Genomic DNA, 11793 nt, shown 5'->3' with positions numbered 1-11793 from the left:
GGATATTTGGAGAATACGCTTAGACATCCTTGGATGCGTTCTACCACGGAAGCGACGGGGGGGCCGTTAATAATTACAACACTGCCTTGACCTTTCAAGCGATCGGCTATGTATTGACAGCTCACCTCACCCGCTTGCACGTTATTGGACGTAACGGTGGCATCAACACCTCCCTCAGCGGCGGTATCAACTGCAATGATTGGAATTCCTGCTTGCTTAGCTTTTTCTACAGCAGGAGCAATCCCTTTACTGTCGGCAGCATTGAGTATGATCATGCTGACTTTCGAGGCAATAAAGTTTTCGATTTGGTTGAATTGCTGATTTAAGTCGTCCCCACTGGAAACGATGGTTGTCCTCGCATTCCCACCACCCAGTTTCTTGGCTTCGGCTTGAGCACCCTTACCCACTTGTACAAAGAAGGGATTGCCAAGGTCACGAAGTGTTACAGCAACAGATGAAACGTTTGTGTCCCGATTCTTGCTGCTTTGAGTGTTCTGGGGCGGTGCGGCGCAACTGGCAAGAGCGCTGCTGACTAAACTAAAAAGACCGATTGCGATCGCTACTTGTTTCACCTCAAACTCCAATGAAGGCTCATTTGGAGAGAGTCACTTGCGAATATTACGCTGCAAACCCAACAGCAGCCCTGATCAAATTTAAGCTCGAATACCTAATGTTTGAGGCACAAAGCCTCTCTACCTACAGGACTGCAAAATCCTTTTTTCTTTTTTGCGAGTAAAATTTTCCAGATCCAATTGCTCGAATGCTTAGTTAAAGAGAGTTTCAAAATAAAATTCTCGTTTTTGCCTCCTGAAATCATTAATTTTTATTGAGAACTATTAAAGATCTTGTAAGCATTCCAGTGATTTAAACCTGAAAAAAACGTTTTGCAAAATCCACCAAAGGTTTTTTAAGGCTTGTAGAGTCATATTTATTTTGACTCTCGCTATTGTATATAGAAATACTTGAACAAAAACTCAGTTAGCATCTATCTTACGATTGATGTCAGGCTTATCGCAACGGATGCATGTTGAGTTTTGTGTATTAGATAACGTGAAGCTTATTTGCGTAAGGCTCTCTTCTAATCAGAAGCATCTCTATACGAATTTTAATAAAAAACGGCTCACCAATACCATACCTATTAATTGTACAGTTAATAGGAGAAAAAAGTGGAAAGTTATTTACAATTCAACCCACTTAAAAGTTAAAGCTAGTACGAATCAATCCCACCCATTGAGTATCGTTGCGACTGTCATTCTCAGGATTAATAACGACCCAAAAGCCCGGAGTAATGGAGATGTTGCCATTAACTTGGAAACGATAGAAGGATTCAATATGATACGAGCTATCTCGTTCATCACGCACATCACTGCTGATCACACGGGGTGGTAAACCCACCAAAATACCCGATAGGTTACCTTTACCCCCAACATCTGGGAAGGTAAGACCGATCGCACCATACAAAACATCCGCGCGATCGCCTCCATTAACATTGAGTAAAACATTGCCACCCCTACCATCCGCTAGGCTACTAATCCCAGAACTTTCGGCATTAGCACGGGTATAAACGCCCCAAGCATGAACTTGAACGTGGGGAGAAAAACGGTAGAAGCCTTGTATACCCACAGAATCAGTGGATGTAGCAATATTGTCCCCAAACGGTCGTGTAGCCAGAAAACTGCCCGTACTTCCCGTAAGATCAACCTTGCTGCTTGGTGCATAGGAACGGGAATAGGTTACACCAACGGCTCCCCAATCTCCATAGTAGGCAAGCTGAGCCATCGCATTGTATGAGCCGTCGAACAGACCATTTTTTTCCTGTGGAATATTAGCGTCACCTGCCAAATAGCCCACAGTCAAGATGAGATTTTTTTGAATATTCCAATTAATTGCACCACCTCCACCTCCTCGGCGGTAAAGCGGACTATATTCTCCAAACTTGGAGGGAATTCCTAAACTATCGCTGGCGACGGTTGGAGGGGTAAGGGTATCCGTAATATCGGTGTACCCAAGACCAACTGGGCCGAAGGTGAGTGAAAGATTAGAAGTAATGGGAGTGCGATACAGCAGGTGAGGAATGACAACGTTGTTATTGACGTTGCCATCAAAATTCAACCGCGTCATATTGGTACCCGTCTCATTGGCAAGGTTGCCAAAGTTGCCGAATTCCAGGCGGGTTCTCAGCAGATCTTTACCATTGAAGCTGGTTTCCAGATTTAATCGAGCCCGATCCGCAAGAATAGGTCTTGTGCGATCGCGATTATCACCCACGCGATCGCCAAACGTGTCTGTGGCTGCCACAATAATTTCCGCATTCAGCTTAGTTGTTGTAGAGAATTGAGTCAGTTCTAGTTCTGTGGTGCGTGCCTCTAGACCATCTACTCGACCGCGCAACGTCGCTAATTCAGTCGAAAATTCGTCTTGCAGCTTTTGTAGCGCTGCTAAATCGTCCTTCGTAACCCGGTTGGTTGTTCCTTCCAAAATCAGTTCGTTGACACGATTGAGGCAGGCATTCAACCCGGCGGCAAATTCGTATCGAGTCATGGCACGGTTACCTCTGTAGGTGCCATTAGGGTAACCAGCAATGCAGCTGTAGCGTTCAACCAGCGATCGCAATGCCTCGAACGCCCAATCAGTGGGTTGCACATCCGAGAGTTGAGAAACAGAGGTTACCTGCTCGAAGGAGTCTTCAGCCACGCTTTCTAACGGTTCAGAAGGCAAAACTGTAGTTGATTCAGGAGCAACTGGGTCATCAATGGGTGTAGCCCAAGCGGCGGATGACGTTAGGAGAAATACAGCCGATGATAGTAGTAGAGATGCAGGAAACCTGTAAGAGCAAGACTGGAGCCGCATAAAAATATGACTTTTTCAAGGTTCACAGCCCTAGGCCCGAAGTAATTTTTCTACCTTTGAGACTGTTGCTAGCTACTGCGCCTTTATCTCGACAGTGTGCTGATTAACGTTCAGTCCAACTCGGTGGCTCTTGTGGTCTAGTGGTTACATCATCCCCTTAACACCCACACCACAGACTACAGTACAGTCTCATTAATAGCAGCGTCATCGGTAACCTCTAAGCTGCATTAGTTTAGTTATTAAAGCTAAAATCACTCGTTAAATCATCCTCCTTTTTGCGTAAACCTATATTTAGGTACATAATTTCAGCCTTGATTGGTTCAAAAGAGAGCAAGCGAGTGCTGAACCCAAACAGCTAAAGTCTCCTACTTTTCTCTCAGAAAGCAACACCTATAGAGTTTCTCTCGCCCCGGAATTTTTTCAACATCTTGCCCCCCCAAAAATATACACAAAACAAACCTTACACAAACACAAACGTATACTTTCGTCTTTGACACTGAAAACAGAGCAAAGGAATACATGCTCTTTCGTTTTCCTTGTCAAGGACACTACTACCGTGAATTACTTTTCCCGTCTATCTGCTCTTTTGTCCGCTGCGGCTATTATTTCTGTCCCTGGAATTGCTTTTGCCGTTCCCTTAAAATCTGTTGCTCCAGTGGCTTCAGAGAATTCTCATCCGGCCTGCTACATAGAACAAACGGATGGCTCCACGCTGGATTTAACTCGGCTTTGTGGTTCTGGTGGCAGTTCTATTCCTTCCTCTAGCGCGTCTAATAGCTCTAGTTTCTCTAGAAGCTTCCCTAATACCAGTGGCTCTAGTGTCTTCCCAGATATCACCAAGTCTTATTCACCTTCAAGTGATTCATCTGAAGAATCCGCCAGTACACAGATAGAAAAAGCCCGTCGTGAAGCGAACGAGAAATTGTATGGCGACACAAGATTTTCTGCCTCCAACTCTGATGGTGCTGCTAACTGTAGTACTCCAGATGACATAGATGCTTATGGTTATCGCTGTGGTGATAGAGCAGCTAGTGTCCGTTTAGGCGGACGATGACTTGCCTCCCGCTTGACCAATAAGTGTTCAACGGTTTCGCGGGAGTCCCCAAGTTCGAGCGTCCAGTGAAACAAACAGCCTCCCCTAGCTCATGATTAAAATCTGCCAAAACGCCGTTTGCGGCAGAGTTGCCAGAGTAAGGCACAACACATCATGCCTCCATTCCTGCTCACAAATCTCCACACCTCTTGCCTCCACTCGACTCCCCGATACCAACCCAGTCCAGAGAATTCGGAAACTTCGCTCTTCGAGCATTCCTGAATAACTCCCCTGCACAGGTTCAGCCGTGAGACGATAAGAATCCCCCTCACGACGTTGGGTAAAACGGCGACGACTACCTGCTTCAGTACGGTAGGTGGTGCTTTCGCCATCATCTTCGTAAAAGTCTAGTTCACCGTCCGCCCCCGCATAGACCTCTAGGATTAGAGTGGTTGGCGGTGCTGTTCCAACACGACGGGAAAATTCCGCTAGGGGTAAAATGGCTCCAGCTTGCACAAAAACGGGGATGCGATCGAGCGGAACATAGAGATTCAAATGCTGACGACCTGTGTAGCATTGACCCGTTGAGCGTTCCCACCATTGACCTTCAGGCAAATAAACCGAACGGTACCCACCGGACTCAACGACTGGTGCGACTAAAATGCGATCGCCTAATAAAAACTGAGTTGTTACCTGATACGCTTCCTCATCTTCAGGATAGGCAAGGTACAACGGACGGCACAAGGGCAAACCAGTTTCATAAGCAACCCGACTCAGGTGATACAGGTAAGGGATTAATTGCATCCGCAGCTGCAACGCCTTCCGTATCGCATTGAGTACCCATTGCCCATAACTCCAAGGTTCGCGCCGACCATGATCGGAATGGCAGCGGACAATGGGAGAAAAGCAGCCAAATTGTACCCAACGGACAAACAGTTCCGGGTCGATGATGGGAACACCAGGGACATGACCGAAAAACCCGCCCAAATCGTTTGACCAATAACTGACCCCCACATTACCGGCTCTTGCCGTAAAATCAACCAAAAATTGCAGGACTTCCCAGTGGGAATAGGTATCGGCAGAGAACTGCACCGGGTAGCGATGAGAACCGAGGCCACCCGTGCGAGAAAGAATCAGGGGTCGCTGGCTGTGATGCGCTTCTAGATGGGTGAAATATACATGATTCGTCCATAATTGGGAATTCACACCTGAATCCTTGGCATTAGCACCATCAATCCACCAAAAATCTATGCCATCTTCCTCACGCGGACTATGCAGCACCTGCATGAATAAATCGGCTTCCGACTGAGAAGCAAGATTGAACAACAACCACCCCTCATCAGGATTAGCATCAGCCAAGCTATCTAGGGTTGGGGCGTCGGGTTGCCACGAGTCAAAAATCCAGTCAGTTGTAGGATTTTTCACAGGGAAGATTTGACCCGCCTTCACGGCATCCGGGTCAAGTCCCCGTGCTTCACATAACGCCGAGAAGTTCCTATCCTCTGGAGAGACACCCTCAATATGGACGTTGGCACCGATATGTAACCCATTACTATGCGCCCATTGCAGAAATGCTTTGGCGTCGGGGAAAAATTTCTCGTTCCAGTCCCAACCACACCAACCGCCTAAGTGCCAATCCACATCAAGTACGACGACATCCAAAGGCAATTCCAGTTCATCAAACTGCTTGACAAGTTGCCGATAATCTGAATCGTGCATTTGATCGTAGAGAGAGAACCAGACACCAAACGCCCAACGCGGTAACATAGGGATGCGATCGCACAGTTGCACAAAGTCTTGCAAAGCTTGGGCGTAGTCTGTCCCGTAGCCGAAAAAGTACCAGTCTTGGCAGTTGGAGTCGGTGCGTTCCGCGAGGCATCCGTCTTTGACTAAGGCACTCGTAGAATCATTCAGGACGCTATAACCACTACGGCTCAGTATACCAGGGGGATAGTGATGCCATTGTTGCAGGAATTCCTGCATGGATTCGGGGATCTCATCCAGGCGGAAGTCATCGAGGTACCATAGGGGCGGGTCTTCAAAGCGGGTAGTTTCACCACCAGCACGCAAACTCTGATGAATTGACTTCAACGCCGTGTACAGCCATTCTTCTGTGTGGGGATAGCTGTAAAGCACGGAAGCGGGATGAACCCCATATGGGTGAAAGTTTCGGTGGATGAGGTCGAGACTGGTGAAAGTTCCACCCAAGTTCTCCGTATCAACGGTTGAAGGTGTCCAAGTAAAAGTTTTGTTACCACAAGTTCCGTGAATCGTTAGGTTCGCATCATTAAAGGGTTCATGACCAGGTTGATAGACGATTTGCAGGAACTCGGTATGCAGGTGCAGCACTCCCTCATCCGTTAATTCAATTGCCTTGAAGGGGAATGGTTGAGGACGAGTCAGAGCGATCGCTGTGGGATAATCTTCAAATTGGCCTGAGGCTGACCACTCCAAACGCACTAATCCATTGCTCAAGGCGCTGAAACGAGCAGTGTTGCAGACAACGCAGTTACTGATGAGTTCGTATTGCATAAATGCACTCCTGCTGACATCTTCTTCAACTTACTACTGCGATCGCATGGATGACGCCAGCAATGAGGAAGAATAGAGCTGGTGGGCAACTCTACACTAGAGAGATTGCGGTTGAAAAATTCCCCATGCCTGTACCGGAAACGAACTCTAAAGACACGATACCTGTATCAAGCCTCTACGAAACAGATTTCTATGCCTGGACGCAGGAACAAGCGACTTTACTCCGCAAACATCAGTGGAGTGAGCTTGACTTGCTCAATTTGATTGAGGAGATTGAATCGTTGGGGAAACAGCAACGTCAGGAACTGCGAAATCGGTTGAGTGTATTGATTGGACATTGACTGAAATGGGAGTACCAATCGCAACACCGTAGTCGTAGTTGGTTGGCAACAATTCGTATGCAGCGTCGTGATACGTTACGGTTACTCAAAGACAACTCAAGCGTGAAGTCTTTCCTGGAGGATGTCGTGTCAGAGGCTTATGAGAATGGCAGGGATTTGGCAATGGGAGAAACGGATTTGCCAGAGGAAACTTTTCCGGTTGAGTGTCCCTACGACTTGACGGAACTTTTAGACAATAGCTTTTATCCTGGAGAAGTGAGTGAATTGATAAGTGAATTGGAGTAGATGTTAGGTGGAATGACACTGACATAAGAGCTTTGAAATAAATTTCAGGCTCAAAGCTATGTCAAGCTAAAGCTTACTGAATAAGCTTTTTAACCCGTTTCAACTGGTTTTAGCTGTTAGCCCGAACTTTAGTTCAGGGCTTAAGTCAACTTTGTCAGTGCCATTCCATCTAAATGGGTTAGTCTTAATTTCTCCACTAATTCACAATGTTTTATGTACAACAGCTTACGCTGTTTGAGTGTTCTGTTTAGGTAGTTCCTCCGTTCCAGTTTTCGAGCGACTTGCCTTATTTCTGCGAATGCGCTCGCTTTTACGAACCCCCCCTGCCATCTGATATTCGCGGCTATCTTTCCCGTACTGAAACGCTACCCCAATCAGCATTTCCTCACAAAGATTACCTAAGGTTTTTTCTAATTCTTCAATCTCAGTTTGGTAGGAGTCGATTACAGATAGAGCCGTATTGTAGGCATCAATTTTAGTACGTAACTGCTCCATCAGTTGTGTCATATTGTTCACATTACGAGTACCCCCAAAATCTAGGGTTGGTGCGATCGCTTTCAGTCCGGCAGCTCTAATTTCAGCTTTTTCGAGGATGCGGCAGGTACGTTTTTGTCTGGGCATAAATGTAATCCTGATTGAACGGTATAGGGCTAGTTTGCACTAACTTATAGGTATTCCGGTTCAGTAAAATCCACAAAAATTTTTACTGGGGTCATTATTTTTTTAGGCAATTCTACGGATTTTTGGGAGAAAGCTTGAGCGGATGTAGCGACAGCTTCAGCGGAAGTAGAGAAAGCTTGAACGGATGTAGCAACAGCTTGAGCGGAGGTAGCGACAGCTTGAACGGATGTAGCGACAGCTTCAGCGGATGTAGCGACAGCTTCAGCGGATGTAGCGATCGCTTGTCCATTCATAAAAGCAGTTTAAGCCATTGTAGCAACAGCTTAAACGTTGCTTATGATTACTCAATTTGAAAAGCACATATACTTGCCGCCCCCATATTGTCAGAGAGGATAGCTTCAGAGCTAGGTTCGGCACAACTACCAATCTCAGAAACTCCTAGATCGAGCCATCGCATCTTGACAAATCCCTCTCAAAATGAGAGTATTTAAGAACAATCTATATACTTATCGCCTATGACAAGAGAAAGTAAAGACACATGCACCTAATTGCAATCCGCAATCTCCGCGCTGATGCTGCCCAGTACCCTGATGTTACAAAGCAAATCGACAACTGGTACGCAACCGTCAAAAAGACCCAATGGCAGAGTTTGGAGGATGTTCGTAAGATTTACCGAGATGCTGAAGCTGTTGGAAACTTCACTGTCTTCAATATTAAAGGTAATGAGTATCGCTTAATTGTGGGTATCGACTACGAAACTCAAACGATTTACTACAAATACTTTTTAACTCATGCCGAATACGACAAGGGCAAATGGAAAAATGACCCTTACTTTTGACCAAGCCGCCTATCGTAATCTACTCGCGGAAGTCGCTCCCAAAGTGATTGAGACAGAAGAGGAGTACGATCGCCTCTTAGCCGTTGTAGAGCAGCTAACATTTGCCAAAAACCGAACTCCAGAGGAGCGAGCGTTGCATAAGTTGTTAGTGGCTTTGATTGAAGCCTATGAGGTACAAAACTATCCGATGGATCAGTCTGCGCCTCATGAAGTCCTTCAACATATTATGGAAGCCAGTGGCACCCGTCAAGCAGACTTAGTGGGTGTTATTGGATCGAGTGGCATAGTGTCGGAGGTTGTAAATGGCAAGCGCTCAATTAGTAAGGCACAAGCCAAGGCACTTGGCGATTACTTTAAAGTGTCACCAACGCTGTTTATTTGATGCATCTGCTAAATCACCGTAGATTGGGGACAGACCAGTTTGTTAATTTTGATATCTGCTGAATAACCTTTGTCAACTGTTCAATTTTTGACTAGTTGCCACTACAGCTGATTATGTGCATAAATCCTAACTTTGTCCTTCATCACGTTTCTAGGCGAGAGAAAAGACTTTGCAAACACACCGCCACCCCAAACCCACCCACCGCTAAAAACGGCAAGTGTCCCTTAGGGGCATCTAAACTAAAGGTGAAACGATCAAAAGGTATCCAGCAATCGCCAACTCGCCATCGACGCGATCGCAAAAACGATACCAGGTTTTATAATCCGCATCAGCATTCCCCCCAAGTTCCTGCCAAATTTGGTATTGCACACTCAAGCCAAACAATCCATCACTGCATCCAAACCACAACTGATCGATGGTACGCAGAAATGGACGCGGCAACCGTTCAATATCTGGCAGCTTCAGCACACTATGGCTGTGTTTCCCAGACGCCCTCAACATCATCGCAGCCGTTTCTCGATCCGCTTCTTTCCAGTTTACAACTGCCAGTAAACCCCCCAGCCTCGTACAATCTGAGGTAACTGGAGAAACAGAGGAGAGATACTCTTGTAATATTTGTTTAGTCCTCGGTTCTGCCCTTTCCCGCAGCAGAGAATAGGCATTCCACTGCACTTGTTCAGCAGAATCTCCTAAAGCCTGAATCACTAACTCTAAACCCGTCTCTCCATATTGGAGTGCTTGCGAGAGTGCCACAAGTTTTTGCTCTACTGTAAAGCGGGAGAAACGCTGCTTCAGTCCCTCCACCCCTCCTAAAACGACACCCCCAGCCGGGGGTAAAGCTTGATTACCCAAAACGGCATCATACTCTCTCGGTTGATTAGGATTTTCTGCCATTGCACTTTAGGTTTATGGGCTTTCTCCAGCTATCCTAATGAGAAAATCAACTACTTCTCCTAGTAGACTCTCCTAACTTCATGGATGATTATTGGGATTCTCGACTGCAAGACCTTCATGTGTGGCTACAGCATTTAGTTCGATATCAGCACAGACAAAAGTGAGGACTGGCAGACCATTAGCTACGCAGAGTGCATGGACTTCAAAGGCTGCTGCCAATTGTACAGCGTCGTATCCGCGTAAACCGTGACCCTCAGCCAGTGTCATTGCTCTAGAAATCAATCCGTCTGTTAATTCTACGACTTGATAACTGCTCAGCAAATCTGAGCGAAAGAAGTTACAAGCTGCTGTTGCATCTGTAAGAGTAAGTGTTCCTCCACGCGCCCGTCGGGTTATAGCAGCAACTATCTCTACAGGTGTGATGGCTGCGATGAAAGCTTCGTTATCTAATGCTGGGTTGAACAAGCTGTTTACCCACGTTGAGCCTGTCTCATTGATGTAGCGTTTAACAAGTGCGCTGCTATCTAGGAAGTAGTCCGTCACTCAACGGCGCTCCTCTATAATTGTTTGAGAAACTGGCTTGCCCTGACACTCAATTAACTGGCGATCAGCAAGGTCGATAGGAGGACGTGGTTTCACGTGGCGGACTAATCCAGATGCCTGTAGTGCCTGATAGAAGGCATGACGCTTGTGTGCTAGCTCCTGCAATGCCAACCGCTCTTGTACTGCTTGATTCACCTGTCGCAGCTCATCAAGACTAAGCGTTTTGATTTGCTTGAGTACTTGTTGCAATATTTGCGTCATTCATCACTTCCCCTTTCAAGTATCCTAAAAATCCTAAATCGATATTAATCTGCGATCGCCCATCGCACATAGGGACGCGAACTAACTATACCTTGAGCGCTGACTTGAGAAGGGTTAGCAGGAGTATCTTGCGGTAGTTGTACACGAAAAGTGAGATTACCGTTTTGCAGGCGAAACTGATAGAACTCATGTTCATCAGACTTAGCCACTGCGACGCAAGATGCAAAATTCTTTTTCAAGGGCGCTGTGAATTCCACAAGCTTTTTGCCCGATGATACTATCCGTGAAGAGCCTGCGATCGCCAATGTATCTGCAATAACTGTATTTTCCCCACCCCCTTCGTAGTAACGGAAGGAAATCCAAGCACGGATGCTTTTAGGACACGTTCCACTCTGGCGTGTAACAGGGAACTCAGTATTGGCTTTTGTCTTGGGTAGTACTGGTTTTTGTTGCTGAGCTTGAGTGCTAGTCGCTGCTGTGAGAGTGAGTGTTGATAACAAATTGCATATCGTTGTAAATTGTGCCCAATTGTTCATATTTTTTTAACTTTTAGCGTGTTGCAAAATCATGGAACTTTGATTTTAAACTACTCCAAAAGCGCGATCGCACCCCTATCCACCAACACCTTCCCCGTCAGCAAATCCTTCACCGTTGCCAACAACATTCGTTGAGCATCCACTTCAAACTTCACTGAAATGCGGTCAACACCCACTTCCCCCGGTGGATCGAGATGCGCTACACAAACCTGCTGATGGTGACTTTCCAACGAGCGATACTCATCCTGTTTACGCAGTTGGCTACTTGTCATCCGTCCTTGGCGATCATAAGTTACCTCCGCTTGCGTCATTTGAGCTACTTCCCCAATATCCAGACGAATCTCTCGTTGCCCTTCAATGGCGACTTGTAACGTTAGGGGTTCTGGGCGCTGACAGGGGTACTTTATCCCTGGCTCAAACAGGGTAAAAAAAGAATACGTTTTGGTATCAGGTTCCCAGAGTCGGATGGCATAACTATGACGCAGGTAATCCTCCACATCCACCAACTGCGTGACAGCCAAAGCCCCGTGTGCCACGGCGTCAAAGGGTTTATCTAACTTCACCCTTGAGCGTCCAAAGTAGGAAATAATCAATTGTTGTACAGCGGGAATTAAGCAACTGCCACCTACTAACAAGACTTGTTCAATCTCCCCTTTGCTGATGCCTTTTGTCAGGGC

At 46.4% G+C, this 11793-nt stretch carries 13 protein-coding genes and 1 pseudogene; 4 read left to right on the top strand and 10 right to left on the bottom strand.

Annotated features, from left to right (window positions below):
* Both V6C93_RS19865 and V6C93_RS19860 read right to left on the bottom strand, forming a co-directional pair.
* On the bottom strand, positions 1-572 hold a 572-nt coding region (locus V6C93_RS19865), incomplete at its 3' end, for a substrate-binding domain-containing protein (protein WP_333478403.1).
* A 622-nt stretch (positions 573-1194) separates the two neighbouring features.
* The gene (locus tag V6C93_RS19860; protein WP_333478402.1) at positions 1195-2850 is read right to left on the bottom strand and encodes an iron uptake porin; all 1656 of its coding nucleotides are present in this window, start codon (positions 2848-2850) and stop codon (positions 1195-1197) included.
* 556 nt (positions 2851-3406) lie between these two features.
* Here V6C93_RS19860 and V6C93_RS19855 point away from each other — a divergent pair.
* Positions 3407-3904 (top strand): hypothetical protein, encoded by a 498-nt coding sequence (locus V6C93_RS19855; protein ID WP_333478401.1) that lies wholly within the window; start codon positions 3407-3409, stop codon positions 3902-3904.
* An 84-nt stretch (positions 3905-3988) separates the two neighbouring features.
* Here V6C93_RS19855 and V6C93_RS19850 read toward each other — a convergent pair whose 3' ends face one another.
* On the bottom strand, positions 3989-6415 hold the full coding sequence (locus tag V6C93_RS19850) for a TIM-barrel domain-containing protein (protein ID WP_333478400.1): 2427 nt from the start codon (positions 6413-6415) through the stop codon (positions 3989-3991).
* Positions 6416-6540: 125 nt separating this feature from the next.
* Between V6C93_RS19850 and V6C93_RS19845 the strand changes: the two are divergent.
* Positions 6541-7041, top strand: a pseudogene (locus tag V6C93_RS19845) (DUF29 domain-containing protein).
* 225 nt (positions 7042-7266) lie between these two features.
* On the opposite strand, the gene V6C93_RS19840 reads toward V6C93_RS19845, so the two are convergent.
* Positions 7267-7662 (bottom strand): hypothetical protein, encoded by a 396-nt coding sequence (locus tag V6C93_RS19840; RefSeq protein WP_333478399.1) that lies wholly within the window; start codon positions 7660-7662, stop codon positions 7267-7269.
* A 44-nt stretch (positions 7663-7706) separates the two neighbouring features.
* The gene (locus tag V6C93_RS19835) at positions 7707-7955 is read right to left on the bottom strand and encodes a hypothetical protein (RefSeq protein WP_333478398.1); all 249 of its coding nucleotides are present in this window, start codon (positions 7953-7955) and stop codon (positions 7707-7709) included.
* A 245-nt stretch (positions 7956-8200) separates the two neighbouring features.
* Between V6C93_RS19835 and V6C93_RS19830 the strand changes: the two genes are divergently transcribed.
* Positions 8201-8500, top strand: a complete 300-nt coding sequence (locus tag V6C93_RS19830; protein WP_333478397.1) for a type II toxin-antitoxin system HigB family toxin — start codon at positions 8201-8203, stop codon at positions 8498-8500.
* Entirely contained in the window at positions 8484-8882 is a 399-nt protein-coding gene (locus V6C93_RS19825) for a transcriptional regulator (RefSeq protein WP_333478396.1), read from the top strand. The genes V6C93_RS19830 and V6C93_RS19825 overlap by 17 nt, the downstream gene beginning before the upstream one ends.
* A gap of 234 nt (positions 8883-9116) precedes the next feature.
* On the opposite strand, the gene V6C93_RS19820 is transcribed toward V6C93_RS19825, so the two are convergent.
* From V6C93_RS19820 to V6C93_RS19800, 5 genes are all read right to left on the bottom strand, one after another.
* Complete coding sequence (locus tag V6C93_RS19820) at positions 9117-9776, bottom strand: GUN4 domain-containing protein (RefSeq protein ID WP_333478395.1); 660 nt, start codon at positions 9774-9776, stop codon at positions 9117-9119.
* Between the two features lie 78 nt (positions 9777-9854).
* Complete coding sequence (locus V6C93_RS19815) at positions 9855-10319, bottom strand: type II toxin-antitoxin system VapC family toxin (protein WP_333478394.1); 465 nt, start codon at positions 10317-10319, stop codon at positions 9855-9857.
* Positions 10320-10580, bottom strand: coding sequence for a hypothetical protein (locus V6C93_RS19810; RefSeq protein WP_333478393.1), 261 nt, complete (start codon positions 10578-10580; stop codon positions 10320-10322).
* Between the two features lie 44 nt (positions 10581-10624).
* Positions 10625-11116 (bottom strand): hypothetical protein, encoded by a 492-nt coding sequence (locus V6C93_RS19805; protein WP_333478392.1) that lies wholly within the window; start codon positions 11114-11116, stop codon positions 10625-10627.
* Positions 11117-11166: 50 nt separating this feature from the next.
* Positions 11167-11793 (bottom strand): Hsp70 family protein (locus V6C93_RS19800; protein ID WP_333478391.1); only part of this gene is annotated, 627 nt, incomplete at its 5' end.

Origin of the sequence: Allocoleopsis sp. (genome assembly GCF_036703385.1) — a bacterium.
Classification (GTDB): domain Bacteria; phylum Cyanobacteriota; class Cyanobacteriia; order Cyanobacteriales; family Coleofasciculaceae; genus Allocoleopsis.
Note: the sequence above shows the minus strand (reverse complement) of the source record. Positions and strands in the feature narration are given on the sequence as shown.

What these genes read in the sequence shown, in the direction of transcription:
- V6C93_RS19860 (WP_333478402.1), bottom strand. Translation starts at nt 2,850, where the DNA reads ATGCGGCTCCAGTCTTGCTCTTACAGGTTTCCTGCATCTCTACTACTA.
- V6C93_RS19850 (WP_333478400.1), bottom strand. Translation starts at nt 6,415, where the DNA reads ATGCAATACGAACTCATCAGTAACTGCGTTGTCTGCAACACTGCTCGT.
- V6C93_RS19840 (WP_333478399.1), bottom strand. Translation starts at nt 7,662, where the DNA reads ATGCCCAGACAAAAACGTACCTGCCGCATCCTCGAAAAAGCTGAAATT.
- V6C93_RS19835 (WP_333478398.1), bottom strand. Translation starts at nt 7,955, where the DNA reads ATGAATGGACAAGCGATCGCTACATCCGCTGAAGCTGTCGCTACATCC.
- V6C93_RS19830 (WP_333478397.1), top strand. Translation starts at nt 8,201, where the DNA reads ATGCACCTAATTGCAATCCGCAATCTCCGCGCTGATGCTGCCCAGTAC.
- V6C93_RS19825 (WP_333478396.1), top strand. Translation starts at nt 8,484, where the DNA reads ATGACCCTTACTTTTGACCAAGCCGCCTATCGTAATCTACTCGCGGAA.
- V6C93_RS19820 (WP_333478395.1), bottom strand. Translation starts at nt 9,776, where the DNA reads ATGGCAGAAAATCCTAATCAACCGAGAGAGTATGATGCCGTTTTGGGT.
- V6C93_RS19810 (WP_333478393.1), bottom strand. Translation starts at nt 10,580, where the DNA reads ATGACGCAAATATTGCAACAAGTACTCAAGCAAATCAAAACGCTTAGT.
- V6C93_RS19805 (WP_333478392.1), bottom strand. Translation starts at nt 11,116, where the DNA reads ATGAACAATTGGGCACAATTTACAACGATATGCAATTTGTTATCAACA.